Origin of the sequence: Micropruina sp. (genome assembly GCF_047607385.1) — a bacterium.
Taxonomy (GTDB): domain Bacteria; phylum Actinomycetota; class Actinomycetes; order Propionibacteriales; family Propionibacteriaceae; genus Micropruina.
This window is the reverse complement of record NZ_JASGDE010000143.1, coordinates 1-25,865: the sequence shown is the minus strand read 5'-3', so window position 1 is coordinate 25,865 and position 25,865 is coordinate 1. Positions and strand designations below refer to the sequence as shown.

Sequence of the window (25,865 nt, the reverse complement as noted above, 5' to 3'; positions counted from 1 at the left end):
GTGCGCGAAGTCGACCACCGCCCGCGGGGCGCCCGGACCGAGGTCGACCCGCTGCATCCGGCCCGGGACGGCGGCGTCGGCGAAGGCTGCGACGGCCGTGCCGACGTCCAGGCCGGCGGCGGCCACCATCGCGGTGGCGGTGATCGCGTTGGCGACGTTGAACGAGCCCGGCATCCCGACGGTGAAGGTCAGCGGATTCCACGGGGTGGCAACCGTGACCCGGGTGCGCTGGTCGGCGTCCAGCTCGGCCGAGAGCAGCCGGACGTCGGCGTCCGGGGCACTGCCGGTGGTCAGCAGCGGGGTGCCCTCGGCCCGGATCATCCCGGCCAGCCGGCGTCCCCAGTCGCCGTCGATGTTGACCACGCAGGCCCGGGCCCGGCCGCCCAGGAACAACTCCGCCTTGGCGGTGAAGTAGCTCTCCAGGTCGCGGTGGAAGTCCAGATGGTCGCGTCCCAGGTGGGTGAAGGCGGCCACGTCGAAGACGATCCCGCCGACCCGGCGCAGCGCCAAGGCGTGCGAGGACACCTCCATCGCCACGCTGCTGGCGCCGGCGTCCCGGAGCTCGGCGAGCAGTTCCTGCAGGTCGGGCGACTCCGGGGTGGTGACCGTGCTGCGGCTGCGGACGATGGTCCGCCCGTCCAGCCGGAAGCCGATGGTGCCCACCGTCCCCACCCGCTCGCCGAGGGCGGCCAGTGCGGCCTCGAGCAGGAAGACGGTGCTGGTCTTGCCGTTGGTGCCGGTGACGCCGAACATCCGCATCGCCGCCGCCGGATGCCCCTGGACGGCCGCGGCCACCTCGGCCAGCGCGGCGCGGGGGTCGTCCACCACGATCACCGGGACGGCGGCGGTGACCAGGTCACGGCCGGCGGCGTCGGTGAGCACCGCCACCGCGCCCCGGGCGACGGCCTGGTCGGCGTACCGGGCGCCGTGGGTGTGCTGCCCCGGCAACGCCGCGTACAACACACCCGGACGGATCGCCCGGGAGTCCAGGCAGACACCGGTGACGCCGATGTCGCCCGCCCCGGGCAGCAGCTCCGACAGGCGAGTAGCGCGCTCAGCCATGCCTCACCCTATTACTGGAGCGGGAGCTTGACGCCCTTGGAGGACGACGGGGCGACCGCGTAGCGGGGCAGGGCCAGCGCCATCACGTCGTGCATGATCGGCGCCGCGACGGCCGCGCCGGAGCCGCCCTTCTTCGGGTTCCAGACCACCGCGTAGACCAGCACCTGCGGGTTCTCGATCGGAGCGACGCCGACGGTGGAGACCACCAGCCGGTCCTTCCGGTAGCAGCCGCAGCTCGGATCGAGCAGCCGTGCCGTGCCGGTCTTGGAGCCGATCCGGTAGCCGTTCACCGTGAACGCCGCGCTCTTCTGGTTCAGCGCCTGCTGCTCCATCAGCGAGCGCACCTCCTCGGAGGCCTCCGGGGAGATCACCCGCCGCGGCGTGGTGTCCTGATTGGCCGGGGTGTAGGGCTTGCCGTCCGTCGTGGCGATCACGCTGGGCGCGTGGTAGACGCCGCCGTTGACCACCGACGACAGTGCCGCGGCGTTCTGCAGCGCGGTCACCGAGACGCTGGTGCCGAAGGCGAGGCCGTCGCGGGTGTAGTCGGGCATGTTCGCCTTGGGCAGCGAGCCGGCGGCCTCGCCGAGGATGCCGGCGTTGGTCTTGCGGCCCAGGCCGAACGACGCGTAGTAGGAGTGCAGCTGCTCCTTGGTCATCTTCCGGGCCATCACGATGGTGCCCAGGTTGGACGACTTGGCGAAGACGCCGCGGGCCCGCAGGGTGATCTCGCCGTGGCTCCAGGCGTCCTTGATCGTGTACTGATCCTGCTTGATGAACGGGGGCACCGTGACCTTGTCGTCGGCGGTGATCGTCCCGGAATCCAGCAGCGCGGCGAAGGTGAGCACCTTCTGCACCGAGCCGGGCTCGTAGACGTTGTTGGTGGCCCGGTTGCCCATGTCGGCGGCGTTGCCCTTGCCGGGGTCGTTGCTGTCGAAGGACGGCCCGTTGGCCATCACCAGCACCTCGCCGGTGTTCGGGTTCATCACGATCACCGCGGCCGCCTCGGCCCCGCTGTCGGCCAGCGCCTTGTTCAGCCGCTGCTCGGCCATCAGCTGCAGCGAGGAGTCGATGGTCAGCCCGACGTTGCGGCCGTTCTGGGCCGGGATCAGCACGTTGTCGCCGAGCGGGATCTTGCCGTTCGGGGAGGAGTCGTAGACCTCTTTGCCGTCGGTGCCCTTGAGCAGCTTGTCCAGCGAACGCTCCAGCCCGCCGGCGGCCTCGCCGTCCTTGTTCACCCAGCCGATCAGATTGGACGCCAGGGTGCTGTTGGGGTACCTGCGGGTCGGGTCGGTGATCCGGCGCAGGCCGAGCAGCTTGGCCTCGGTCATGTCGGACTGGATCTCGGCGAAACTCTGCGCCGGGACGCCCTTGGCGACGATCTTGTAGGACGACTTCGGGTCGGTCAGCAACGGCAGGTACGACTCCGGGGTGTTGCCCAGGTGCTTGGCCAGGATCTGCGCCAGCTGCTGGGGTGCGGTGGCCGCGATCTCGCGGTCCCGCGAGGTCATCTGGGCGTCCGCCATCTTGCCGTTGGTGCGGATCATCCTGGGGTCCGCGACCACCTGCACGGTGTCCTCGGTGAAGGCCAGCACGTCGCCGTAGCGGTCGGTGATCTCGCCCCGGGAGGCGGGCAGCACCTGGGTCTGCTTCATCTGGTCGGCGGCCTGCTCGGCGTAGCTCTGGGCATCGAAGGCCTGCACCTGCATGGCCCGTCCGGCGCACATCGAGAACACCACCGCGACCGCGATCAGCAGCCCGCGCATCCGCCGCACCGGAGAGGTCAGCGGGAGCCGGGCGCGGCGCAGCGTGGACAGGCGCCGTCCGGCGCTCGACTTCAGCGTCATCGACCGGTCCCGTTCTTCTTCGCCTTCGCCTTCGCCGCGTCCGCCTTCGCCTTGGCCTTGGCCGCGTCCGCCTTCTTCTGCTCGGCGGCCTTCTTCGCCTCCGCGGCCTTCTTCTTGGCTTCCTCAGCGGCCTTCTTGGCTTCAGCGGCCTTGGCCTTGGCCTCCGCGGCGGCCTTCTTCTGCTCGGCCGCGGCCTTCGCCATCGCCTCGTCCCGCGCCTTGGCGATCTTGGCCAGCTCCTCCGGCGTCCGGTACCGGACGTCGGGCAACTCGCTGCCGTTGATCGCGGTCGGATCGCCGATCACGTCGCCGCCGGGCAGCGGCAGGTACACCGGGTAGGGGTTGGGCACCATGCCGAGCTTGCCGGCCTCGATCGCCAGCCGGGTGGTGGAGCGGGCCTCGGTGACCTCGGTCTCCAGCGCCGAGAGCCGGTAGCCGAGCTGGGTGGCCACCTTCTGCTGGTCGCGGACCGCGAAGGCCTGTTCCTGCAACGCGGTGTTCAGCAGCAGCAGCCCGACCATGCCGAGCGCCAGCAGCACGCCGAGGCTCAGCACGAACGGGACGCTGGCCATGGTGCGCTGCGGGAGCCGGACCTCACGCAACCCCCACCGCGTCGCCCGCTCCTCGGGCCGGCGCGGGCTGGGACTGTGCTTCGGCGCCTGGAGTGCTGTCATGCTGCCACCTCGTCGATCCGTTCCCCCACGCGCAGCCGTGCCGAGGCGGCGCGCGGATTGACTTGCACTTCGTTGTCGTCGGGACGCTCGGCGCCGCGGGTCAGCAGCACCAGGCGGGCGCGCAACTCGGCCGGCACCTCCGGCAGCCCCCGGGGGGCGCGGTCGGTGGCCGCGTCGCGCAGCGCGTTCTTCACCAGGCGGTCCTCGCCGGAGTGGTAGGCCAGCACCGCCAGCCGGCCGCGCGGGGCCAGCGCGTCGATGGCGGCCGGGAGCAGCCCGGCCAGGGCGCTGAGCTCGTCGTTGACCGCGATCCGCAGCGCCTGGAAGGTGCGCTTGGCGGGATGCCCGCCGCCGGCTGCGCGGGCGGCGGCCGGGATGGCCTGCTCGATCACCCGCACCAGCCGCGCCGAGCCGGCGAACGGTTCGGCGTCCCGCTCGGCCACGATGCGGCGGGCGATCCGGTCGGCGAACCGCTCCTCGCCGAACCGCCGCAGGATCCGGACCAGTTCGCCCACGGACGCGGTGTTCAGCAGTTCGGCGGCGGTCAGCGCCTGGGTGTCGTCCATCCGCATGTCGAGCGGGGCGTCGGTGCGGTAGGCGAAGCCGCGTTCGGTGCGGTCGATCTGCATCGAGGACAGCCCGAGATCGGCCAGGATCGCCTGGACGCGTGGTCGCCCGGCCTCGGCCAGCACCTCGGGCAGTTCGTCGTAGCGGGCCTGGAACAACTCCACCCGGTCGCCGAACCCGGCCAGCCGGGCGGCGGCCAGGTCGAGGGCGTGCCGGTCGCGGTCGATGCCGATCAGCCGGGCCTGCGGGCAGGCGGTGAGGATCGCCTCGGCATGGCCGCCCAGGCCCAGCGTGCAGTCCACGTAGACCGAGCCGGGCGGCTGCAAGGGGACGCTGAGTAGTTCGACGATGCGCGCGCACATCACCGGCACATGCCCGGCAGGCTGCTGCCCGTCCATCTCGACCCCCTCCATCAGCCCTGGATGGCACGTCGCGTGCGCTGTGGTTTCAATCCGTGGGGATCCGCCTGGCACCGGGGAAGGTGCGCCAGGGGGCGTCGCCCCTCGGATTGAAGCCGCACCGCACGCGACGGTGTTGCTTCGTCGGCGCGGGTCACCCCGCTCCGAATACCTCTTCGTCCATCTCTGCGAAGGCCTCCTCCTGCGCCGCGGCGTAGTCGTTCCAGGCCTCCGCGTCCCACACCTCGACGTGGTCCAAGGCACCGATCACGACGATCTCCCGACGCAGTCCCGCGTAGTTCCGCAGGTGCTCCGGCACGGTGATCCGGCCCTGGCTGTCCGGCGTGGACGAATCCGCGCCGGAGGCGAACATCCGCTGCACCGAGCGGACCTTCGCCAGGCTGGACGATCCCGCGATCATCCGATCGGCGGCCGCCTGGTAGGCGGCCGGAGTGAAGATCGCCAGACAGCGGTCCGGCTGCCTGGTGATGACGAGGCCCCCGTTCAGTTCCTCGCGGAACTTCGCGGGGAGGAAGAAGCGGCCTTTGTCGTCGAGCTTCGGGGTGTGGGTGCCCAGGAACACGGGTACCTACCTCCCTCCCTCGGCTTTCTCCTCCACTTGGCGCCACTGTACTCCACTTTCCACCACTCGGGCACCCCTGTGCTCCCAGCGACGGCGTTTCGGAAGGGCCGGTAGGGTGGCAGCAGCCGACGCCAGAGGGGGGACCGTGGAGCGCAGCTCAGCGAGCCGGGTGGACGACCTGCAGACCGTCGCCCAGGACATCCGGGCAGCGATCCAGACCGTCATCGAGGGCAAGCCGGAGGCGATCGAACTGGCCCTGGTGGCCCTGTTCTCGTCCGGGCACCTGTTGATCGAGGACGTCCCGGGGGTGGGCAAGACGATGCTGGCCAAGGCGCTGGCCCGCTCCATCGACGGCACCGCGCAGCGCATCCAGTTCACCCCGGACCTGCTGCCCAGCGACATCACCGGCGTGTCGATCTTCAACGCCGAAAGCCGGTCCTTCGAGTTCAAGCCCGGCGGCGTGTTCGCCAACGTGGTGATCGGCGACGAGATCAACCGGGCGTCCCCGAAGACCCAGTCGGCGCTGCTGGAGGCGATGGAGGAGCACCAGGTCACGGTGGACGCCGTCACCCATCCGCTGCCGGATCCGTTCATGGTGGTGGCCACCCAGAACCCGATCGAGATGGAGGGCACCTATCCCCTGCCCGAGGCGCAGCGCGACCGGTTCGCGCTGCGGATCTCGCTGGGCTACCCGGTACGGGCCGCCGAGGTGGCGATGCTGGAGCACCACGGCGAGGGCGACCCGCTGGCCGCGTTGCGGCCGGTCACCGATGTGGCGAGGGTGGCCGAGCTGACCGCCCGGGTGCGCGGCATCTTCGTGCACCACGCGATCAAGGAGTATCTGGTCGGGGTGCTGGACGCCACCCGGAACAGCCCCGACGTCCGGCTCGGCGGTTCGCCGCGGGCCGGCCTGCAGCTGCTCCGGGCGTGCAAGGCGCGCGCCGTGCTGCAGGGCCGCAATTACGTCATCCCCGACGACGTGCAGGCACTGGCGGTGCCCGCGCTGGCCCACCGCATCCTGCTCAGCCCGGCCGCGCAGTTGGCCCGGCGGAACGTGGACGAGGTGGTCCTGGCCGCGGTGCACAGCGTCGGCGTCCCGGACCACGACTGAGCCCATGATCCGGCTGACCTCCCGCGGCCTGGGACTGGTCACGGTCGCCGTGGCCCTGCTGATCGCCGCCGCGGCCACCGGCCTGCGATCGCTGGCCTGGCCCGGCGGGCTGCTGCTCGGGCTGGTCGCCGCGGGCGCGGTGCTGGCCTGGTTCTCGGCACGGCAGCCGCAGGCCCGCCGCACCCTGCACCCCGACCGGGTGGCCGCCGGGACGCCGGTGCGGGTGGTACTCGACCTGGAGCGGGACAGCATCGGGCTGGGCGCGTGGAGCATCGTGGAGGAGACCCTGCCGGCCCCGCTCGGCGGCGCACCGGCGATCGCGGTGCCGTCCGGCTGGGGACGGCTGCACAGCCAGCACCACTACCGGCTCACCCCGACGCTGCGCGGCCGCTACCGGATCGGGCCGAGCCGGTGGGCCACCACCGATCCGCTCGGCCTGGCCGGCACCCGGCGCCGGATGGCCGGCAGCAGCCTGCTCACCGTCACCCCGGCCGTCCATCGGCTCGGCGACGCGATCCGCGGCGCCGGCACCGGGCTCAGCGGGGACGCCGCCCATCGCCGCAGCAGCGTGCTGGGTGCCGACGACGCGCTGATCCGGGAGTACCGTCCGCGCGACGAGCTGCGCCGCATCCACTGGCCCTCCACCGCCCGCACCGGCACCCTGATGGTGCGCCGCGAGGAGCACGCCTGGGAGCCCAGCGCGCTGATCCTGCTGGACAACCGGTCCGCCGGGCACAGCGGCGAGGGTGCGGCGTCCAGCTTCGAATGGGCGGTGTCGGCGGCCGCCTCGATCGCGGTGCACCTGCTGGACGCCGGCTACGACGTCGAACTCACCGACGCCGACGGTGCCGCGCCGCCCGCCGAGCGCGACACCATCCGCGAGGCGCTGCTGGACCGGTTGACCGACATCGCCCCCAGCGCCGCGACCGAGCTGGCCGGGCTGCGCGCCGACGGCGGCGTCCGCGGTCAGCTGCTGATCGCGGTGATCGGACGACTCACCCCGGCCGACGCCGTGGCGCTCACCAGCCTGCGCCGGGACGGCCGGCTGTGCCGGGCGATCGTGCTGCAGCCCGCCGAACCCGGGACGGACGATCCTGCCGAGGTGCTGGTGGCCAACGGCTGGCACGTGGTCGGCGACGCCGCCGCACGAAGCGTCCCGGACGCCTGGGCGGAGCTGGAACGGGGGGCGGTCCGGTGAGGGCGTCCGACCGGCTGGGCGCCGCGGTGGCGGTGGCGATGGCCCTGGCGCTGACCGCACTCACCCCGGTGACCGCCGACCGGGCCGCCTTCACCGACTCCCTGGTGCTGATCGCGGTGATCGGCGCCGCCGGGATCGTCGCGCGCCGGCTGCTGCCCGGGGACCTGCTGGCCGGGGTGCTGCAGGCGGTGGCCGGGCTGGCCACCCTGGCGGTGCTGAGCGTCGGCGCCGGGCTGGTCAACCCGTTCGCCCTGCCGGGCGTGCTGAGCAGCGCGCTGCGCTGGACCGTGGAGTCGGCGGCGCCGATGCAGCCCAACCTGGGCGTCCGGCTGGTGCTCACCTTCGCGGTCGGCCTGCTGGCCTTCCTGGCCGACCAGCTGGCGGTGACGCACCGGCACCCCGGATGGACGCTGCTGCCGCTGGGGGTGCTGTACCTGGTGCCGGCGCTGGCCCTGCCCACCCTGGTCGGCTTCGAGTCGCTGATCGCGCTCGGGGTCGGCTACCTGCTGATCCTGCTCGCCGAGGCCGCCGACCGCGGCCGGGTGCTGAACGTCCGGACGTCCGGCCGGAGCCGCGGCGGGCTGCTGCTCGGCGGCCTGATCTGCCTGCTGGCGGCGCTACCCTCGGCGGTGCTGGCCGGCATGCTGACCCCCGGCATCGACCCCGACCGGGGCGCCCCGTTCACCGGCCAAGGGCCGGTGCAGATGGGCGACCCGAGCCTCGACCTGCGGCGCAATCTGCAGCTCCCGGTGGACCGCCGGGTGCTGACCTACACCACCAGCAACGGGGCCGGAGCGCAGCTGCGGCTGACCACCCTGCCCGGCTTCGACGCCACCGGCTTCCACCTCAACCCGATCGATCTGTTCGGCGGCGCCCTGCCCGCCCCGCCCGGAGCACCGCCGGGGCGTCCCCGGTACACCATCGAGGTGGCGGTGGACGCCTTCAACTCCGAATGGCTGCCGCTGCCCTACGCGCCGGCGGCGTTCAGCGCGTCCGGCGACTGGCGCCACGACCCGATCACGCTGAGCGTGCTGGCCTCCGGCGCCAAGCAGAAAGAGGCCACCAACGGGCTCCACTACCAGGCCACCGTGGTGGACGTCACCCCGACCGCCGCCCAGCTCGCCGGCGCCGACGCGGGGCGTCCGGACGACGCCGACGTCACCCTGGCGCTGCCCGGCGATCTGCCGGACCGGATCCGGACCCTGGCCCGGACGATCACCGAGGGTGCCTCGACCGACGGCCGCAAGGCGCTGCTGATCCAGCAATGGCTGCGCTCGGCCCAGTTCAGCTACAGCCTGGAGCCGGCCCCGGGTTCCGGCTATCAGGCCCTGACCCAGTTCCTGTTCGAGGATCACCAGGGCTACTGCGAGCAGTTCGCCACCTCGATGGCGGTGCTGGCCCGGGCCGCCGGGATACCGTCCCGGGTGGCGGTCGGCTTCCTGCCGGGCAGCCGCTCCGGGGACGGCTGGGAGGTGTCCATCCGGGACATGCACGCCTGGCCCGAGCTGTACTTCGCCGGTCTCGGCTGGGTGAGCTTCGAGCCGACCCCGGGCGTTGCCGACCCGCCGGACTACACCGTGATCGGCGGCCCGACCCGGTCGCCGTCGGCCAGCCCGAGCGCCTCGGCGACACCGAGCGCGGAGCCGGAGCAGCCCGGCACCGAACCCAGCGCCGATCCGGTCGAACCGGACACCTCGGACACGGAGGGCGTCGACCTGACCTGGCTGGCCTGGACGGGTGCTGCGCTGGCGGTGGTCGCCCTGCTGGCCGCTCCGGCGGCGGTGCGTCACCGCCGGCGGCTGCGCCGGCTCTCGGTCAGCGCCGGACGGGAGGCGGTGACGGCGGCCTGGGACGAGGTGCGCGACAGCGTCTGGGATGCCGGCGGCGCCTGGCCGACCGGCTCGCCCCGGCAGATCGCCGACCGGCTCGCCGCCGACCTGCCCGCGGACGCGGCGGACGCCCTGGGCCGGGTGGCCCTGCTGGTGGAACGAGCCCGGTATGCCGAGAACCTCGGTGAGGTCGGGGACGTCGGTGCCGACGTGGTCCGGATCAGGTCCGGACTCACGGCGGGCACCGACGGGCCGCAGACGTGGGGGCGGAAGTTGCTGCCACGGTCGTTGTGGCGGCGGTTGTGGTGGCGCGGGTAGCGAGGGTTACTGGCCCTCGTCCTGGCGGCGACGCCAGCGCTCCTCCATCTTGTCCATGAACGCCTTTTCGCTCTGCGGTGAGCGAACCGACGGGCGGCTGACAGTGGTCTCACCGACATGGCGCCAGGACGTCACCGCGACGACACTGGCGGCCAGCATGATCACGAAACCGGCAATGCTGAGGGCAGGGCTCAACTGCATGCCACCGATCAGGCAGGCGATGCCGATCAGAAAACCGACTCCAGCCAGCGCGGCTCGACGGCGGTGCAATCGCCGGGTCGTCGTACCACGCAACGTATTGGCCAGCTTGGGATCCTCGGCTGCCAGAGCCTCTTCCAACTGAGCCAGGAGTCGCTGTTCCTCCTCGGAAAGAGCCATGCCAACCTCCCTTCATTGATGGGGCGCACGGCGGTAGCGCGGATCAAGTCTAGGCGGGCGACAGAGCAAACGGAACACAGAACCAGAGGTTCACCCCCACGGGTGTCCCGGAGGGGCCGACTGGGCCTCCATCAGCGACCGGGCGGGCGCCGGATCGCGGCCGCGCCGGGTCAGCACGGCCCGGTCCAGACAGTGCGAGCCGAACTTCCGGCGGACCTCGTCGACCGCCAGCTCAGCCTCCCGCCACCCCCGCTCCGGGGCGTCCAGCGGCGGCTGGCAGTAGGCCTTGCCGGCCTCGACCAGGCCCTGCACCCGGACCCCGACGCGGCGGATGCGGGTGCGCGGCGGGCCCAGCCGGGCGTACAGCGCCAGCGCCTGGGCGTACAGCTCGTCGGTGCCGTCGGTGAGCCCGGACAGCGTGGCCGATTTCGAGACGGTGCGGAAGTCGGCGAACCGGACGGTCAGGGTGACCACCCGGCCGAGCACCCCGGCCCGGCGCATCCGCCGGGCCACCGTGGCGCTGACCCGGAGCAGCTCGGCCCGGACCCGGGCCGGGTCGTCCAGGTCGTCGGCGAAGGTGCGCTGGCAGCCCACCCCCCGCTCACCCGGGCGGGCCAGCACCCGGCGAGTGTCCCGACCCCAGGCCAGGTCGGCCAGCAGCGCCCCCTGGTGCGGGCCGAAGACCCGCTGCAGGGCCGGCACCGGGGTCTGCGCCAGGTCGGCCACGGTGACGATGCCCAGCCGATGCAGCCGGCCGGCGGTGGACTCGCCCACGCCCCAGATCTGCTCCACCGGGAGCGGATGCAGGAACGCCGGCTCGGCCCCGGCCGGCACCTCGACCAGGCCGTCGGGCTTGGCCTGCCCGGAGGCGACCTTGGCGATGAACTTCGTCGCGCCGATGCCCACCGAGCAGGTGATGCCCTGCTCGTCGGCGATCAGGGCCCGCAGGTACTCGCCGAGCGCCCGCGCGGTGCCGAACGCCCGCAGCGCGCCGGTGACGTCCAGATAGGCCTCGTCGATCGAGGCCCGCTCGACGTGCGCGGTGACCGACTCGAAGACCTCGCCGATGCCGGCGGCGACCTCGGTGTAAGCGTCGAAATCAGGCGGGACGGCCACCGCCTGCGGGCAGAGCCGGCGCGCCCTGGACGACGGCATGCCGCCGACCACGCCGAAGGCCCGGGCCTGGTAGTTGGCACTCAGCACCACGCCGCGCCGCTCACCGCCGACGAACATCGGCCGGCCCACCAACTCGGGACGCCGGCGCAACTCCACCGAGGCGTAGAAGGCGTCCATGTCGACATGCAGGATCACCCGCCGGCGCGCGGCCCCGGGTGCGGCGTCCGACGGCTTCACGACACCTCCCGCCGCTGCTCGGGACCGGCCAGCCGCCGGGCCACCCGGTCGCGGAAGATGGTCACGTCGCGGACCAGGTCGTCAGCCTCCCGGGCGCCGACCACCGCCACCGCCCCGGCCCGCACCGCCTCCCGCTTCAGCGCCGACGCGGCGAAGAAGCCGGCCCATTCGGCGTACTCGGGAGCCACCTCGGCGAGCACCTGCCAGACGTCGCGCGGCCGGCCCGAGCCACCCCGTCCGGACGCGCGACAGGCCAGCACCACCGCCGCCACCCGCAACGCCGCCAGGTGAGCCAACAGGAATCGCTGCGCCGGGCGATCGGCGAGCTCGGCCTCGATCAGCGCCGCGGTCGCGGCGGCCAGTTCCGCGGCCATCAACGTTCACCCGGGTGATCGGCGGTCGGTCGGATGCCTCGCAAGACCGACGAGGGAGTCATACCGGGTCGCCTGATGACCGAGGAGAACGCCGCGAAGCGCCGTCCGGGCGTCGCGCAGCGGGTGAAGGTTGGTGGCCGGGGCACCAACTCGGGCACCGACTGCTCGGCTCTGCGCACGATCCCCCCTGGTCAGCATTGATGTCAGCGGTCGGAGTCGAGGCCCGGAGACGGCTGACCCCGGTGCGGACGGGGGTCGAGATCCGTCCGCACCGGGGAGCTGCGAGCCCTTCCCCGACTCCATTATCGAACATCTGTTCGACGTAGCTCCAGCATAACCCCCCAACGCCGGAACACGTCAACCCTGACAGCCGGCACTGACAGAAACGGTCTGCGGTCGGGCTCAGCGCTCCGGGGACGTGCCGGTCAACAGCCGCTCCAGGGTGCGGACGCCCAGGCGATGCATGGCCGGGTTGCTCTCCCGGTAGTACCAGACCAGCCCGACCGCCTGTTCCAGGGCCCAGCCCCGGCTGCGCTGCCAGTCCAGTTCGTCGACGTCCAGCTCGTCGCGGAACCGCTGCCGCGGGCCGGCGTCCAGCATCGTCCAGGCGACCATCAGGTCGAGCGCGGGATCGGCCGGGCCGAAGCCGCCGACGTCCAGCACGCCGGTCAGCCGGCCGGCGGCGTCCAGCAGCACGTTGCCGGGAGTGAGGTCGCTGTGCGCCATCACGTCGGACGCCCGGCGCGGCAGCCCGCGCAACTCCGCCCAGAGCGCCGCCACCGCCGGGACGTCGAACAGTCCCGCGCTGCGGTCCAGGCAGTGCCGCACCCAGGCGTCGTGCCCGGCCAGGTCCCCGCCCCGGCCGGGCCCGGCGAAGCGGCGTCCGGCGACCTCGATCCCGCGCAGCGCCCGGACCAGCGCGGCCAGGTCGGCGGCACCCGCCACGGACAGCGGACGGTCCCAGGCCGGCTCCCCGGCCAGCCAGGTCTGCACCGCCCAGGGCAGCGGGTAGCCCGGCCCGGGGCGTCCGAGCGCGATCGGCGCGGGAGTCGGGAACGGCACCCGGCCGAGCAATTCGGCGGCGGCGAACGCCTCCCGCCGCAGCCGGGCTCGGACGGCGTCCGGGTCGTCCGGTTGCAGCGGGAACCGGGCCACCCACTCCTCGCCGATCCGGAACAGCGCGTTCACCGTGCCCGCCGAGGGCACCGGGACGATCGGCAGGCCGCGCCAGCGCCGGAACTGATCGGCGACCAGCGCCGCCACCACACCGGCCTCGATCGGCAACTGGTCGGGGTGCATCACGTCGCGACCCTAGACCGGCCGCGGGATCCGTGGGCGGACGGGATGCGGGGCCCGGGCTGCGCCACAGGCGTTGGACGAGCCGGTAGGCGTCCGGACGACCACGGTCGTAGGGTGGCGGCCATGAGAAGCCCCCGCCTGGTCCGGCCGGCCGAGGAGTCCCGGTGAGCCGGCGGATCGTGCTGGTCCGGGCGGTCAACGTCGGCGGCACCGGCAGGCTGCCGATGCCGGAATGGCGCGAACTCGCCGAGTCGCTGGGGGCCCGCGACGTGGCCACCTACATCGCCTCCGGCAATATGGTGTGCACCCCGCCCGACGACGGCGACACCTTCGACCGGGCGCTGGAGCGTGCGGTGGAACAGCGCTACGGCTTCTTCCGCGAGGTGATCAGCAGGTCCCGCGAGGAGGTGGTCGCGGCGCTGGCGGCGCACCCGTTCGAGGTGCTCGAACCGAAGTACTCCTACATCAGCTTCCTGACCGGGATCCCGACGCCGGAGGCGATCGCCAAGGCGGGCCTGGTCGAGACCGGCGAGGATCGCTGGCAGGTGATCGGACGCGAACTGCACCTGCGCTACGCCAACGGCGCCGGCCGCGCCCAACTGAAGGACGCCGCGCTCGGCCGGGCCCTCGCGGTGGCCGGGACGGCACGGAACCTGAACACCGTCCGCAAGCTGATCGAGCTGGCCAGCTGATGCCGCGCGGCACCGGATTCCGGAGCACGGCATGAGCGTGGTCGCGGTGGTCGGCGGATCGCTGGCCGGTATGGCCGCCGCGGCCCGGCTGGCCAAGGCCCGGCACCGGGTGCTGCTGTTCGAGGCCCGGCACCGGCTCGGCGGGCGCTGGGCGGCGCCCGGCGCACTGCCCCCGGCGTTCACCTTCCCGGCGCCCTGGCGGGACCTGTTCCGCAAATCGGGACGCCCCTTCGACGCCGAACTGGCCCGCACCGGCCACGCCCTGGTGCCGGCGCCGCCGGCCCTGCACCACTTCGCCGACGGCTCCACGTTGAGCCTGCCCAGCGACCGCGGCGAGCAGTGGGCGGCGCTCGGAGAGGCCTGGGGAACTCCGGCCGCCGAGCGCTGGCGGGACCTGCTGGACGACCTGGACGAGCGCTGGCAGCTGCTGCGCCGGCTCGGGCTGGAGGACGAGTTCACCGATGCCGCGCTCACTCCGCGGCGTCGCCAGGCGCTCGGCCTGAACCGTAGCGTGGCCCGGCTGGCCCGCCGCTTCGGCCACCCGCAGGCGGCGGCGCTGCTCCGCTCCACGGCCTGGCGGATCGGCTCCCGCCCGGAGCGGACGCCGGAGTTCGTCGCGGTCCGGCTCGCCCTGGAACGCATCTTCGGCCGCTGGCAGCTGACCCGCGACGGTGCGCCGGTGCCGGCGTCCGAACTGATCGACCTGCTGGCGGCCCGGCTGGAGCTGCGCGGGGTGGAGGTCCGCACCGGCGAGCCGGTGCTCGCCATCGCCCCGGGCCGGGTCCGGACCGGTGCCGAGACCGTCGAGGTCGACGCGGTGGTGGCCACCGTGAACCCGTGGGAGTACCTGCGGCTGACCGGGGGCGGCGAGCCGACGCTGCGCCGCCGCACCGCCTGGACCCGGCCGGCGTTCGCCCCGCAGATCGTGGTCACCCCCGATCCGGGACGGGCCGCGGAGCCAGCACCGGAATCGGCCACGGCAACCGGTGCCCGATCGTCGTCCGCGGCCGACCAGGGCCGTCGGTCCGACACGGTCACCGAGGACGTCCACCACGGCGCGGCCGGCGTCCGGGTCGAGTACCGGCTGCCCGGCGAACCCGGACAGCTCGTCGTCCACCACTTCACCGCCGGCTCCCCCGACCCGGCGTTCGGCACCCGCTGGACGTCGCCGCGCAGCTGGCTGCGACAGCCGCCGCTGCGTCCACAGACCCCGACGGTGACCCTGGCCAGCGCATCCAGCCGGGGCGGCAACGACCCCTGGGCACAGCTGCTGTCGGCGGCGCTGGCCACCTACGTCACCCACGAGAACCTCACCGGGGCCGACATCCGGCCGACCAACAAGGCCGTCCGGGTCCGGTGAGAATCGCCGCGAGTCGGGCGACAATGGTGCGATGACGACCTATTCCGGCACGAACGAGTTCGAGTGGGCGAGCTTCGTCAGGGCGAGCTTCAAGGGCGCCACCCTGCGGTTCTCCGATGTCAGCGGGGTGACCATGCGCAGCGTCGACGTGGACGGGCTCGACATCGACAGCCACGATCTGTTCTTCGGCAGCCTCTTCGTCAACGGGGTCGACGTGGTGCCTCTGGTCGACGCGGAGCTCAACCGGCAGTTCCCGGGACGCGAGCTGCAGAAGGCGCAGACGCCCGAGGGACTGCGCGAGGGTTGGGTCGCGGTGCAGGCCGCCTGGCGGGAGACGGTGGCGGGCACGCCGCGCGAGCTGGTGGACGCCCATGTCGCGGACGAGTGGTCGCTTGCCGAGACCCTGCGGCACCTGATCCTGGCGACCGACGCCTGGCTCCGCGGCGGGATCCTGCGGGTCGAGCAGCCGTTCCACGAGATCGGCCAGATCTTCACCGGCGCGGCCCGAATGGGCTTCGACATGTCGATCTTCCGCGCCGAGGCGCCGACCTACCAGGAGATCCTCGCGGTGCGTGCCGAACGACAGCAGCTGGTCACCGATTTCCTGGCCACGGCGACGCCGGAGCTGCTCGCCGAGGAGCGCGCCAACCCGTGGGGCGGCGACGACTGGCGTCCGAGCGTCGGCGACTGCATCCGGGTGATCCTCGAGGAGGAGTGGGCGCACCTGCGCTACGTCAAGCGCGATCTGGCTCTGCTGGCCTGAGCCGCTGGTTGAGCCTGTCGAAACCCCGCTGGTTGGGCCTGTCGAAACCGACGCGAGGTCTCGACAAGCTCGACCAACGAATCGACACGCTCGGCCGCCGATTCACAGGATGATCAGCACCAGCAGCAGGATGATCGCCGCGATCCCGGTGCCGAGCCCGGCGGCCACCATCAGCGCGCCCTTGTTGCCGGGCTGCTTCGCCGGCACCAGCTCGCCGGGCGCCACCGTGCCGGACTCGATCACCGCGGGTACCGCGAAGGTGTCCTTGGCGGGCAGCGTCGCCACCACCTCGGCGACCTCGCCCAGGGTGCGGGCGGCGAACACCCGGTCGAGCATGGCCCGGTAGTCGTCGGTGTCGATCGCACCCCGGGCGAACTCCTCGTTCAGCCGTCCGGCCAGTTCCTCGCGCTCACCGTCGCTCAGCGGCTCCAGCGGCCGCGAGCGGTACTTCGACGAGATCGGCAGGTTGTCCACCCACCCAGGTTAATGGGCGGTCACCGAATGCCACGGCTTCGGCGATATGGGCCTTCACCGAATGCGGCTGCTTCGGCGATGTCGAGATCCCTCGCTGCTGGAGGGAGCCTTGGAGGGTTTCGAGTCACGACCCGAAACCCGACAGGCAACCCACCATCGGGCGGCGATGTCGAGATCGCCGCTCACCTCCCGTTGGGGACCTGCACAGGTCCCGTCGGAGGGCCTGCACACCTCCCGTCGGGGACCTGCACACCTCCCGTCGGGGACCTACCGCCTATCCGGGCAAGGCGGCACCAGCCGTCCCGGCAAGGCCGCACCCGCCTATCCCGGCAAGGTGGCACAACCCGTTCGCCACCTGTCCGGGACCGCCCTCAGCGAGGAGTGGACGTCACTCCAGCACCGTCATCTCGACCTCGACGTACATCTCGGATTCGGCGGCGCCGGAGTAGATGCCGCGCAGCGGGGGGACGTCGGAGTAGTCCCGGCCCACGCCGACCTCGACGTGGAACTCGCCCGGGGCGGCGTCGTTGGTCGGATCGAGACCCACCCAGGCGCCGTCCCAGTACTGCAGCCAGGCGTGCGACTCGGCCTTGCGGGCCTCCCCCGGCACCGGGTTCGCCGACGGCATCAGGTAGCCCGAGACGTACCGGGCCGGGATGCCGACGCTGCGCAGCGCGCCGATGGTGACGTGCACCATGTCCTGGCAGACGCCCGCGCCGGCCGCCCAGACGTCCTTCGCCCGGGTCCGGACGTGGGTCACACCCGGCACGTAGCGGACCCGCTCCCGGACCTTCCGGACCACCTCGGCGACGGTCTGCGCCGGTTCGGCGTCCCGGGCCACGCCGGCGGCGAAGCCGCACAGCTCGCTGCCGGGATCGACGTATTCGGTGATGGCCAGCAACTCCACCATCCGGTCCTCCAGGCCCGGGTCGCGCAGCTGCTCCCAGCTCGCCCGGGGAGCCGGCTCCGAGCGCCGGGTGATCTCGACCGTCGCGGTGGACGTGACACCCAGCCGGGAGTGCCGCTCGCGGATCTCGAAGGCGGTCACTCGGGTGCCCCAGTAGTCGGTGTAGCTGAGCACCCACGGGGTCGGCTGGATCTCGATCCGGGACGACACCACCCACTGCTCGCGGCTGGTGCGCGGAGTCATCCGCACCTCGTTGTAGGAGCCGAGCACCGGTTCCGGGTAGGCGTAACCGGTGTGATGGACGATCCGGATCTGCCTGGTCACTGTTCTCCTCCGCGCCACACGGCCGCCGTCGCACCTTCGAAATACCGCTGGTTGATCGCCGTGCAGGCCTGGTTGCAGACCCACTGCAGGTCGGCCATCCGGCTGGGCAGATCATGCAGCACCTCGCCTGGTGGGCGGTACTCCAGCTGCGCCCGCGCGGTGCCCAGCAGCCGCTGCGCGGCGTCCTCGATGCCGGCCCGGCGCTCGGTCTGGCCCAGGTCGGCGAGCGCCTCCTCGGCCGCGGTCAGGGTGAACACCAGCGAGCGCGGGAACAGCCGATCGAGCAGCAGGAACTCCGCGGCGTCCCGGTCGGTGGTGACGCCGCCGTAGGTGCGCAGGAAGGCGTGATGCGCGCCACAGCCGCGCAGCACGTTGTTCCAGGCGCTCTGCGAACCCGAGGTGATGGACGCCGACTGGATCAGCCGGGCGGTCATGTCGGCCCGCTCGATGGACCGGCCCAGGATCAGGAACTGCCAGCCCTCGTCGTGGCTCATGGTGGAGTCGGCGGTGCCGGAGATGACCGCGCAGCGTTCCCGGATGTGCTTGAACGCGGTGGCCGGACGCATCCGCTGCAGCCGGGTGCCGCGCACCGAGTTCCAGGTGGTGTTGATCGACTCCCACATCTCGGTGGAGACCGTCTCCCGGGCCCGCCGGGCCGACTCCCGGGCCCCGCCCAGCGCCGCGGCCACGGACGCCGGCGAGCGGTGGTCGTAGCACAGCGCGTTCAGCACGTAGGTGGGGTCGACCGCGGTGTCCTCGGGGGCCGGGAAGCCCATCACCTCCAGCAGCGACTGGCCGGCCGCCTCCTGGTCGACGCTGGGGTCGTCCAGCAGCAGCTGCAGGTGCACCTCGACGATCCGGCAGGTGTCCTCGGCGCGCTCCAGGTAGCGTCCGATCCAGAACAGCGACTCGGCGATCCGGCTCAGCATGACGCCCCCATCCACTGGCTCTGCTGTTGCTGTTCCTGCTGCTGCTGAATGCCTTCGGCGGCGATGTCGACCAGCGGCACCACCATCGGGGTCGCCTTGGGCCGGGTCCGCCGGCGCTGCCCGCGGACGCCGTCGCGGGCCAGCACCCAGGTGTCCTTGGAGCCGCCGCCCTGGGACGAGTTCACGATCAGTTCGCCCTCGGGCAGCGCCACCCGGGTCAGCCCACCGGGCAGCACGTAGATGCTGCTGCCGTTGTTCACCGCGAACGGCCGCAGGTCGACGTGCCGGGGCCGCATCTGCCCGTCGATCATGGTCGGCACGGTGGACAGCTGGACCACCGGCTGGGCGATCCAGCCGCGCGGGTTGGCCAGCACCTCGCCGCGCAGCTTGTCGAGCTTGCGCTTGCTGGCGGCCGGGCCGATCACGATGCCCTTGCCGCCGGAGCCGTCCACCGGCTTCAGCACCAGCTCGTCCAACCGGTCCAGCACCTCTTCGCGGGAATCCGGATCCTCCATCCGCCAGGTGTCGACGCCGGGAATGACCGGCTCTTCGTTCAGGTAGTAGCGGATCAGGTCGGCGACGTAGGTGTAGACCAGCTTGTCGTCGGCGACTCCGTTGCCGACGCAGTTGGCCAGCGTCACGTTGCCGGCCCGGACGGCGTTGATCAGCCCGGCGCAGCCCAGCATCGAGTCGGCCCGGAAGGTCGCCGGGTCGAGGAACTCGTCGTCCAGCCGGCGGTAGATGACGTGCACCGGACGCAGCCCCTGGGTGGTGCGCACCCGGACCCGTCCGGCCTGGCAGACCAGGTCGCGGCCCTCGACCAGCTCGACGCCCATCATCCGGGCCAGCAGGGCGTGCTCGAAGTAGGCCGAGTTGTAGACGCCGGGGGTGAGCACCACCACGGTCGGGTCGGAGATGCCGTGCGGCGCGGCGGCCCGCAGCGCGGCCAGCAGCTGCAGCGGGTACTGCTCGACCGGACGGATCCGGTGCCGGCTGGTCACCTCGGGCAGCGCGGAGAACATCGCCCGCCGGTTGGTCATCACGTAGGACACCCCGGACGGCACCCGGACGTTGTCCTCCAGCACCCGGAAGGTGCCCTCGTTGTCGCGGATCAGGTCGATGCCGGAGACGTGCACCCGGACGCCGTTGGGCGGCACCACGCCATGCATCACCCGGTGGAAGTGCGGGGAGCTGGCCACCACCCGGCGCGGGATCACCCCGTCGTCGAACACCTTGCCGTCGCCGTAGACGTCGGCCAGGAAGGCCTCCAACGCCTTCACCCGCTGCGCGACGCCGGACTCGATGGTGGCCCATTCGTCGGCCAGCAGGATGCGCGGCACGATGTCCAGCGGGAACGGCCGTTCCTCGCCGCCGATGTCGAAGGTGACCCCCTGGTCGAGGTAGGTGCTCTTCAGATAGTCGGCCCGCGATCTGACCTCGTCGGCCTCGAGTTTGCCCAGCTGGCGCAGGGCCGAAGAGTAGGCCGTCCGCACACCCTCGCCGGAGATCATCTCGTCGAAGGCCGGCCCCGTCGCCTGGTAGTCCGAGAACAGTGCGCTCACACCGGTCAGGGTATTGCCGAATTGTTTCACCGCGGTATCACCAACGCCCACCTTTCGAAGATGTTGGGTAGTGTGCTCTCGCGTCCCCGGAGGTGCGTTCAGGCAGTCCGCACCGGCCAGCCATCGACGCCTGGTTCCGGTTGGACCGTGCCCCTCAGACAGCCGGATCAGAAGGGTTCCGATGAACTTCCGCAACGTGCAGGCCCCGACCGCGGTGGTGATGATCCGCCCGCACCGGTTCCGGGTCAATCCGCAGACGCTGGCCGACAACGCCTTCCAGGCGCTGCCCAGCGGGGAGCTGGCCTCCGACGCGATCGCCGCCGCTGCCCGGGACGAGTTCGACGCCGCGGTCGACCGGCTCGGCGCGGCCGGCGTCACCGTCCACGTCTTCGACGACTTCGGCCAGCTGGACACCCCCGACTCGGTGTTCCCGAACAACTGGTTCTCCACCCATCACGGCGGACGGGTGGCGATCTACCCGATGTACGCGCCGAACCGGCGCCGGGAACGTCGCTCGGACGTGATCGAGCTGCTGAAGAGCAGCTACCGGGTGCAGGAGGTGATCGACTACTCGGGGCTGGAGTACGACAACCTGTTCCTGGAGGGCACCGGCGCGATGGTCTTCGACCACGCCGAACGGCTGGCCTACGTGGCGAACTCACACCGGGCCGACCCGGTCATCCTGGAACGGTTCTGCACCGCGTTCGGCTACGAGCCGATGGCGTTCCCGACCGCCGGGCCGGACGGGCGTCCGATCTACCACACCAACGTGCTGATGGGCATCGCGTCGGAGTACGCCCTGGTCTGCCTGGACGCGATCAGCGACCCGCGGCGCCGCGACGAGGTGGCCGCCCGGCTGGCCGAGAGCGGACGCAGCGTGCTGGAGTTGAGCTTCGAGCAGGTCGCCGACTTCGCCGGCAACACCATCGAGCTGACCGGGACGAACGGACGGGTGCTGGCCCTGTCGGCCCGGGCCGCGGCCGCGCTGAGCGATGACCAGCGCGCGGTGATCGAGGAATCGGCGACCCTGCTGCCGCTGGCGGTGCCGACCATCGAACGCGCCGGCGGCTCGGTGCGCTGCATGATCGCCGGGGTGCACCTCACCCCGCGCTGAGGTCGGACGCCGCGGCGGTGCGACAGCACGGCCCGCTTCGGCTGGGCTGGACGCGGGTCGCCGATCGCGCGATCGGCCGCTGGCGGCAGGATCCGTCACTGCTTTCGTGAAATATCCCGAAAGCAATCCATCCATGGCGAAAGCTGTGGCCGATCGCGCGATCGACACGCCAGTCATAGCGGGCTGAGGACCGGACGCCGCTCGAGGTCGGCCAGTACCACCGCCAGCTAGCGCCAGCGCACCGACGCGGTCACAGTCAGTAGGCCCCCACCGCCGCCACCTGGCGCCAGCGCACCGACGCGGTCACAGTCAGTCGGCCAGCGGGCCGAACGTGGCACCCAGCGCGGTCAACTCGGCCTCCCCGCCGTCCTCGGCGGTGAGCACCCACAGCCCGTGCTTGGTGACCGTCATGGTGTGCTCCCAGTGGCAGGCCCGGGAGCCGTCCCGGGTGACCACAGTCCAGCCGTCGTCCAGGGTCGCCGTGCCCTCGCCGCCCAGGGTGAGCATCGGCTCGATCGCCAGGCAGATGCCCGGGGTGAGCAGCGGTCCGCGGCCCCGCTTGCCGTGGTTGGGGACGTCCGGCGCCTGGTGCATCTGGGAGCCGATGCCGTGTCCGGTGAACTCCCGGACGATGCCGTACCGCTCCCGCTGGCTGCGGACGTAGCCCTGGATCGCGGCGGAGATGTCGCCCACCCGGCCGCCGAGCCGGGCGGCGGCGATCCCGCGCCACATCGACGCGCGGGTGACATCGCTGAGCCGCTGGTCGTCCGGACGCGCCGCGCCAACGCTGAAGCTGAGCGCCGAGTCGCCGTGCCAGCCGTCCACGATCGCACCGAAGTCGACCGAGACCAGATCGCCCTCGGCCAGTACCCGAGGACCGGGGATGCCGTGCACGATCTCGTCGTTGACCGAGATGCAGGTCACCGCCGGGAAGGGTTGCACGTCCCAGCCGCCGCCGTAGTGCAGGAACGAGGACGTCGCCCCGGCTCGGGCCAGCTCGTCGCGGGCCAGCGCGTCCAGCTCGGCGGTGGTGACGCCGGGTGCCGCCGCGTCACGCAGCGCGGCGAGGGTGCGGGCGACCACCAGACCGGCGCGGCGCATGACCAGCACCTGCTCGGGGGTCTTGACCTCGATGCCACCTGCCACGAATCAGCGCCCGAGCCGGTCCGCAAGGGCCGCCAGCACCCGCTGGGAGACCTCCTCGACGGCACCCATGCCGTCGAGCTCGATCAGCAGCCCGCGCTCGCGATAGACGTCCAGCAGCGGGTCGGTCTGCTCGTGGTAGACCTCCATCCGGTTGCGGATGGTCTCCTCGTTGTCGTCGGGCCGGTTCTCGATCTCGGCGCGCTTCAGCATCCGCTGGATGATCGCCTCCTCGTCGGCGGTCAGCGACACCACGGCGTCCAGGTGGAAGCCGTGCGCCTCCAGCTCGGAGTCCAGCGCGGTGACCTGGCGCAGGGTGCGCGGGAAGCCGTCCAGCAGCCAGCCGTCCTTGGCGTCGTCCTCCTCGAGGCGTTCGACGACCACCTTGAGGGTGAGGCTGTCCGGCACGTAGCCGCCCTCGGCGATGATCCGCTTGATCCGCTCGCCGAGCTTGGTGCGGTTGGTGATCGCCAGCCGGAAGATGTTGCCGGTGGAGATCGCCGGAATGCCGTAGTGCTCGCCGATCACGGCAGCCTGGGTGCCCTTCCCCGCTCCGGGTGGCCCCATGATCAAAAGTCGCATCGCGTCCTGCCTCGCCGTCGAGTTACCTGAGGAATCCTTCGTAGTTGCGCTGCTGGAGCTGGCTCTCGATCTGCTTCACGGTGTCCAACCCCACGCCGACAACGATCAGAATGCTAGTGCCACCGAAGGGGAAGTTGGTCTGCGCGTTGAAGAAGATGAACGCGATCGCCGGAATCAGCGAGATCAGACCCAGGTACAGCGAGCCCGGAGCGGTCAGCCGGGACAGCACGAAGCCCAGGTACTCCTCGGTCGGCTTGCCGGCCCGGATGCCCGGGATGAAGCCGCCGTACTTCTTCATGTTGTCGGCGACCTCTTCGGGGTTGAAGGTGATCGCCACGTAGAAGTAGGTGAAGGCGATGATCAGCACGAAGAAGATGGTGTTGTACCACAGCCCGGTACCCCGCACCAGGTGGGTCTGGATCCACGCCGACACGTCGTTGTCGGGCTGGAACTGCGAGTAGAGCACCGGCAGGTAGAGCATCGACGAGGCGAAGATGACCGGGATGACGCCGGCCTGGTTCACCTTCATCGGGATGTAGGTGGTGGTGCCGCCGAACAGCCGGCGTCCGACCATCCGCTTGGCGTACTGCACCGGGATGCGGCGCTGGGCCTGCTCCATGAAGATGACGCCGAGCATCACCAGCAGGCCGACGGCCATCACCACCGAGAAGGCCAGCCAGCCGGCGGCGCCCTCACGGCTCTCCTTGATCGACCACAGGGACGCCGGGAACTGGGCGGCGATCTGGGTGAAGATCATCACCGACATGCCGTTGCCGACACCGCGCTCGGTGATCAGCTCGCCCATCCACATGATCAGGCCGGTGCCGGCGGTCATCGTCAGCACCATCACCACGATCGGGAAGATGCCCTTGTCGTAGACCAGGTCGCGGGTGCAGCCCTGGAACAGCTGGCCGTTGACCGCCAGGGTGACGAACGCGGTCGCGTTCAGCACCGCCAGCACCAGGGTCAGGTAACGGGTGTACTGGGTGATCTTGGCGGTGCCGGAGGCACCTTCCTTCTTCAGCGTCTCCAGCCGCGGGATCACCACGGTGAGCAGCTGCAGGATGATGCTGGCCGTGATGTAGGGCATGATGCCCAGCGCGAAGATCGCCAACTGCAGCAGCGCGCCACCCGAGAACAGGTTGATCATCGAGTAGAGCCCGGCGTTGGCGCCCGAGGCCGCCTCGACCCGGCAGGCGTTGACGTTGACCAGGTTGACGTTCGGGGTCGGGATCACCGAGCCCAGCCGGAAGATCGCCAAGATGCACAGGGTGAACAGGATCTTGCGGCGCAGGTCAGGCGTTCTCAGCGCATTCACGAAGGCCGACAGCATCCGACCAGTACTCCTCTACCTTGGTTGGCCCGCGCGAGAACCGCGCGCAACCTGACAGACTCTACCAAGTTCCGCGGGGGCGCCCGTGCCGCGGCCATCGGCGTCCGCCCGATGTGGACGCAGGTTAGGTTCCGGCGACTAGACCGACCAGTGATCGGAACTCGGCGGCTCGGCGATCGAGGGCCGCTCCCCCACCCGGGCGGTCATCCCGGCCAGCCCCTGCGCCACCTGCGCCCGGGACGCGATCCGCGCCGTCTCGCCGTCGCCGGCGGCCACCGCGACCGCGATCCGGCGGTAGCGCTCGGCCCAGACCAACCCCGGTTCGGCGGGACGCGGGCCGTCGGCCAGCTCGACCAGCCGGACCACGCCGGAGAAGCCCGCGAACAGTTCGTTGGCGGTGGCTCGCAGCAGCAGCATGTGGAAGGCAAGTTCGGCGGCGGCCAGCATCGGCGCGCGCTCGGGCTGGCGGCTGTTCCGGATGATCTCGTCGGCCAGCTCCAGCAGATGCTCGCGCTGCTCGGGGGTGGCGTTGCGGGCGGCCAGTTCGGCCGCCATCGGCTGCAGCGCCACCCGCAGCTCGGTGATGTCGAGCAGCACCCGATCGTGTTCGCCGCCGCGCAGCCGCCAGCCGACCACCAGCGGATCGAGCACGTTCCAGTTGGAGCGGGGCCTAATGGTGATGCCGACCCGGCGCCGGGAACGCACCATGCCGAGCGACTCCAGGATCCGCATGATCTCGCGGGCCACCGTCCGGGAGACGGTGAAGCGCTGCTCCAGGTCGGCCAGGGTCAGCACGGAGCCGACCGGGCGTACACCGTCCACGATTTCCTGCCCGATCGCATCGAGGGCAGCACGGTGCAGATGTGCGGAAGCCATGGGTTGGGCGAGTCCCTTCGTCGTGGTCAGGATACCGGCGCCGGCCGGCACAATCGTTGCTATGCCATTGCGGGACTGGACGGCCGGTGCGGCCGGGGCCAAGGCGTCCGAACTGATCACGGCGCTCAACGCCCGGCACCCATGGAGCCACAACGACCACTTCCACTCCTGGATTCTGGCGAATCTGCCCGAGCGGCGGACCACGGCACTGGACGTCGGCTGCGGACGCGGCGAGCTGCTGGCCGCGCTGGCTCCGCGCTTCGACGCGGTGACCGGAACGGACACCGACGCCGCGATGCGCCGGCAGTCAGCCGTCCGCTGCGCCGGGTTGCCCAATGTCGTGGTGTCGAAGGGTGACCTGGCCGAGCTCGGCGGCGGGTTCGACCTGATCACGATGATCGCGGTCCTGCACCATCTCGACGTGCCGTCCGCGCTGCGCCAGGTGCGTCGGCTGCTGGCCCCGGGCGGACGGCTCCTGGTGGTCGGGCTGGCGCCGCCGCGCACCGTCCCCGACTACGCCTGGGAACTGGCGTCCCTGGTCACCAACCCGCTGATCGGCTACGTCAAACACCCCTGGCCGAGCCCGGACGGCGTCCAACCGCCGCCGTTCCCGGTCCGCAACCCCACGCTCAGCTTCGACGAACTGCGGGCGCTGCTGGACGCTGAGATGCCCGGGGCCACCATCCGGCACCGGCTGGGCTTCCGGCACACCATCGCCTGGACCAAACCCGCCTGACCGGGGACGGTTCTCAACGGTTGGGGACGGTTCTCAACGGTCGGGGACGGTTCTCGACGAACGAAAACCAACCGCCGGGGAC

Annotated in this window: 25 protein-coding genes; 8 read left to right on the top strand and 17 right to left on the bottom strand. The window is 71.7% G+C overall.

Going from position 1 to position 25,865, the window contains the following annotated elements:
* The 5 genes from QM582_RS13000 to mraZ form a co-directional block, all read right to left on the bottom strand.
* Positions 1-1,062 (bottom strand): Mur ligase family protein (locus tag QM582_RS13000; RefSeq protein ID WP_415085028.1); only part of this gene is annotated, 1,062 nt, incomplete at its 3' end.
* Between the two features lie 11 nt (positions 1,063-1,073).
* Positions 1,074-2,906 carry a peptidoglycan D,D-transpeptidase FtsI family protein gene (locus QM582_RS12995; protein WP_415085026.1) on the bottom strand — a complete coding sequence of 611 codons (1,833 nt, stop codon included), beginning with the start codon at positions 2,904-2,906 and terminating at the stop codon, positions 1,074-1,076.
* Entirely contained in the window at positions 2,903-3,580 is a 678-nt protein-coding gene (locus QM582_RS12990; protein ID WP_415085024.1) for a hypothetical protein, read from the bottom strand. Before QM582_RS12990 ends, QM582_RS12995 begins: the two co-directional genes overlap by 4 nt.
* Positions 3,577-4,560, bottom strand: coding sequence for a 16S rRNA (cytosine(1402)-N(4))-methyltransferase RsmH (gene rsmH / locus QM582_RS12985; protein ID WP_415085023.1), 984 nt, complete (start codon positions 4,558-4,560; stop codon positions 3,577-3,579). The genes QM582_RS12990 and rsmH overlap by 4 nt, the downstream gene beginning before the upstream one ends.
* 139 nt (positions 4,561-4,699) lie before the next feature.
* A complete protein-coding gene (gene mraZ, locus QM582_RS12980; protein ID WP_415085021.1) occupies positions 4,700-5,128 on the bottom strand; it encodes a division/cell wall cluster transcriptional repressor MraZ in 429 nt (142 codons plus the stop codon).
* A 145-nt stretch (positions 5,129-5,273) separates the two neighbouring features.
* Here mraZ and QM582_RS12975 point away from each other — a divergent pair, with 145 nt between their 5' ends.
* Genes QM582_RS12975 through QM582_RS12965 form a run of 3 tightly spaced genes read left to right on the top strand, consistent with a single transcriptional unit; the run spans position 5,274 to position 9,584 of the window.
* Positions 5,274-6,239, top strand: coding sequence for an AAA family ATPase (locus QM582_RS12975; protein ID WP_415085019.1), 966 nt, complete (start codon positions 5,274-5,276; stop codon positions 6,237-6,239).
* 4 nt (positions 6,240-6,243) lie between these two features.
* Positions 6,244-7,437 (top strand): DUF58 domain-containing protein, encoded by a 1,194-nt coding sequence (locus tag QM582_RS12970; protein ID WP_415085018.1) that lies wholly within the window; start codon positions 6,244-6,246, stop codon positions 7,435-7,437.
* Positions 7,434-9,584 carry a transglutaminaseTgpA domain-containing protein gene (locus QM582_RS12965; protein ID WP_415085016.1) on the top strand — a complete coding sequence of 717 codons (2,151 nt, stop codon included), beginning with the start codon at positions 7,434-7,436 and terminating at the stop codon, positions 9,582-9,584. Before QM582_RS12970 ends, QM582_RS12965 begins: the two co-directional genes overlap by 4 nt.
* Positions 9,585-9,590: 6 nt before the next feature.
* Here QM582_RS12965 and QM582_RS12960 read toward each other — a convergent pair whose 3' ends face one another.
* The 4 genes from QM582_RS12960 to QM582_RS12945 form a co-directional block, all read right to left on the bottom strand.
* Positions 9,591-9,962: a DUF3040 domain-containing protein gene (locus tag QM582_RS12960; protein WP_415085014.1), complete on the bottom strand. Its 372-nt coding sequence runs from the start codon at positions 9,960-9,962 to the stop codon at positions 9,591-9,593.
* Between the two features lie 90 nt (positions 9,963-10,052).
* The gene (dinB, locus tag QM582_RS12955; RefSeq protein ID WP_415085012.1) at positions 10,053-11,315 is read right to left on the bottom strand and encodes a DNA polymerase IV; all 1,263 of its coding nucleotides are present in this window, start codon (positions 11,313-11,315) and stop codon (positions 10,053-10,055) included.
* Positions 11,312-11,689 carry an SAV_6107 family HEPN domain-containing protein gene (locus QM582_RS12950; protein WP_415085010.1) on the bottom strand — a complete coding sequence of 126 codons (378 nt, stop codon included), beginning with the start codon at positions 11,687-11,689 and terminating at the stop codon, positions 11,312-11,314. The genes dinB and QM582_RS12950 overlap by 4 nt, the downstream gene beginning before the upstream one ends.
* A 402-nt stretch (positions 11,690-12,091) precedes the next feature.
* Positions 12,092-12,988, bottom strand: coding sequence for an aminoglycoside phosphotransferase family protein (locus QM582_RS12945; protein WP_415085030.1), 897 nt, complete (start codon positions 12,986-12,988; stop codon positions 12,092-12,094).
* Positions 12,989-13,152: 164 nt separating this feature from the next.
* On the opposite strand from QM582_RS12945, the gene QM582_RS12940 reads away from it, so the two are divergent.
* The 3 genes from QM582_RS12940 to QM582_RS12930 are packed head-to-tail and all read left to right on the top strand — an operon-like array spanning position 13,153 to position 15,803.
* Positions 13,153-13,680 (top strand): DUF1697 domain-containing protein, encoded by a 528-nt coding sequence (locus tag QM582_RS12940; protein ID WP_415085008.1) that lies wholly within the window; start codon positions 13,153-13,155, stop codon positions 13,678-13,680.
* Positions 13,681-13,711: 31 nt separating this feature from the next.
* Positions 13,712-15,040: an FAD-dependent oxidoreductase gene (locus tag QM582_RS12935; RefSeq protein WP_415085006.1), complete on the top strand. Its 1,329-nt coding sequence runs from the start codon at positions 13,712-13,714 to the stop codon at positions 15,038-15,040.
* A 31-nt stretch (positions 15,041-15,071) separates the two neighbouring features.
* A complete protein-coding gene (locus QM582_RS12930; protein WP_415085004.1) occupies positions 15,072-15,803 on the top strand; it encodes a DinB family protein in 732 nt (243 codons plus the stop codon).
* 102 nt (positions 15,804-15,905) lie between these two features.
* Here the strand turns inward: QM582_RS12930 and QM582_RS12925 are convergent, their stop codons facing one another.
* The 4 genes from QM582_RS12925 to QM582_RS12910 form a co-directional block, all read right to left on the bottom strand.
* Complete coding sequence (locus tag QM582_RS12925; RefSeq protein ID WP_415085002.1) at positions 15,906-16,277, bottom strand: DUF1707 SHOCT-like domain-containing protein; 372 nt, start codon at positions 16,275-16,277, stop codon at positions 15,906-15,908.
* A 388-nt stretch (positions 16,278-16,665) separates the two neighbouring features.
* Positions 16,666-17,508, bottom strand: coding sequence for a transglutaminase family protein (locus QM582_RS12920; RefSeq protein ID WP_415085001.1), 843 nt, complete (start codon positions 17,506-17,508; stop codon positions 16,666-16,668).
* Positions 17,505-18,437: an alpha-E domain-containing protein gene (locus QM582_RS12915; protein ID WP_415084999.1), complete on the bottom strand. Its 933-nt coding sequence runs from the start codon at positions 18,435-18,437 to the stop codon at positions 17,505-17,507. Before QM582_RS12915 ends, QM582_RS12920 begins: the two co-directional genes overlap by 4 nt.
* Entirely contained in the window at positions 18,431-19,999 is a 1,569-nt protein-coding gene (locus QM582_RS12910; protein ID WP_415084997.1) for a circularly permuted type 2 ATP-grasp protein, read from the bottom strand. The genes QM582_RS12915 and QM582_RS12910 overlap by 7 nt, the downstream gene beginning before the upstream one ends.
* A gap of 181 nt (positions 20,000-20,180) precedes the next feature.
* On the opposite strand from QM582_RS12910, the gene ctlX reads away from it, so the two are divergent.
* Positions 20,181-21,113: a citrulline utilization hydrolase CtlX gene (ctlX, locus tag QM582_RS12905; RefSeq protein WP_415084996.1), complete on the top strand. Its 933-nt coding sequence runs from the start codon at positions 20,181-20,183 to the stop codon at positions 21,111-21,113.
* A 309-nt stretch (positions 21,114-21,422) separates the two neighbouring features.
* On the opposite strand, the gene map is transcribed toward ctlX, so the two are convergent.
* From map to QM582_RS12885, 4 genes are all read right to left on the bottom strand, one after another.
* Entirely contained in the window at positions 21,423-22,259 is an 837-nt protein-coding gene (gene map / locus QM582_RS12900; RefSeq protein WP_415084995.1) for a type I methionyl aminopeptidase, read from the bottom strand.
* Between the two features lie 3 nt (positions 22,260-22,262).
* Positions 22,263-22,838, bottom strand: a complete 576-nt coding sequence (locus QM582_RS12895) for an adenylate kinase (protein ID WP_415084993.1) — start codon at positions 22,836-22,838, stop codon at positions 22,263-22,265.
* A gap of 22 nt (positions 22,839-22,860) precedes the next feature.
* The gene (gene secY / locus QM582_RS12890; RefSeq protein WP_415084992.1) at positions 22,861-24,171 is read right to left on the bottom strand and encodes a preprotein translocase subunit SecY; all 1,311 of its coding nucleotides are present in this window, start codon (positions 24,169-24,171) and stop codon (positions 22,861-22,863) included.
* A 138-nt stretch (positions 24,172-24,309) separates the two neighbouring features.
* Positions 24,310-25,047 carry a FadR/GntR family transcriptional regulator gene (locus tag QM582_RS12885; RefSeq protein ID WP_415084990.1) on the bottom strand — a complete coding sequence of 246 codons (738 nt, stop codon included), beginning with the start codon at positions 25,045-25,047 and terminating at the stop codon, positions 24,310-24,312.
* A gap of 61 nt (positions 25,048-25,108) precedes the next feature.
* Between QM582_RS12885 and QM582_RS12880 the strand changes: the two genes are divergently transcribed.
* Positions 25,109-25,783 (top strand): class I SAM-dependent methyltransferase, encoded by a 675-nt coding sequence (locus QM582_RS12880; RefSeq protein WP_415084988.1) that lies wholly within the window; start codon positions 25,109-25,111, stop codon positions 25,781-25,783.
* The last annotated feature ends 82 nt before the right edge of the window (positions 25,784-25,865 follow it).

Excerpts from the sequence above, each read along its gene's own strand:
- QM582_RS12915 (WP_415084999.1), bottom strand. The coding sequence starts at position 18,437 with ATGCTGAGCCGGATCGCCGAGTCGCTGTTCTGGATCGGACGCTACCTG.
- QM582_RS12930 (WP_415085004.1), top strand. The coding sequence starts at position 15,072 with ATGACGACCTATTCCGGCACGAACGAGTTCGAGTGGGCGAGCTTCGTC.
- rsmH (WP_415085023.1), bottom strand. The coding sequence starts at position 4,560 with ATGGAGGGGGTCGAGATGGACGGGCAGCAGCCTGCCGGGCATGTGCCG.
- QM582_RS12995 (WP_415085026.1), bottom strand. The coding sequence starts at position 2,906 with ATGACGCTGAAGTCGAGCGCCGGACGGCGCCTGTCCACGCTGCGCCGC.
- ctlX (WP_415084996.1), top strand. The coding sequence starts at position 20,181 with ATGAACTTCCGCAACGTGCAGGCCCCGACCGCGGTGGTGATGATCCGC.
- QM582_RS12895 (WP_415084993.1), bottom strand. The coding sequence starts at position 22,838 with ATGCGACTTTTGATCATGGGGCCACCCGGAGCGGGGAAGGGCACCCAG.
- QM582_RS12880 (WP_415084988.1), top strand. The coding sequence starts at position 25,109 with ATGCCATTGCGGGACTGGACGGCCGGTGCGGCCGGGGCCAAGGCGTCC.
- QM582_RS12950 (WP_415085010.1), bottom strand. The coding sequence starts at position 11,689 with ATGGCCGCGGAACTGGCCGCCGCGACCGCGGCGCTGATCGAGGCCGAG.
- QM582_RS12935 (WP_415085006.1), top strand. The coding sequence starts at position 13,712 with ATGAGCGTGGTCGCGGTGGTCGGCGGATCGCTGGCCGGTATGGCCGCC.
- secY (WP_415084992.1), bottom strand. The coding sequence starts at position 24,171 with ATGCTGTCGGCCTTCGTGAATGCGCTGAGAACGCCTGACCTGCGCCGC.
- QM582_RS12960 (WP_415085014.1), bottom strand. The coding sequence starts at position 9,962 with ATGGCTCTTTCCGAGGAGGAACAGCGACTCCTGGCTCAGTTGGAAGAG.
- QM582_RS12990 (WP_415085024.1), bottom strand. The coding sequence starts at position 3,580 with ATGACAGCACTCCAGGCGCCGAAGCACAGTCCCAGCCCGCGCCGGCCC.
- QM582_RS12970 (WP_415085018.1), top strand. The coding sequence starts at position 6,244 with ATGATCCGGCTGACCTCCCGCGGCCTGGGACTGGTCACGGTCGCCGTG.
- QM582_RS12945 (WP_415085030.1), bottom strand. The coding sequence starts at position 12,988 with ATGCACCCCGACCAGTTGCCGATCGAGGCCGGTGTGGTGGCGGCGCTG.
- QM582_RS12885 (WP_415084990.1), bottom strand. The coding sequence starts at position 25,047 with ATGGCTTCCGCACATCTGCACCGTGCTGCCCTCGATGCGATCGGGCAG.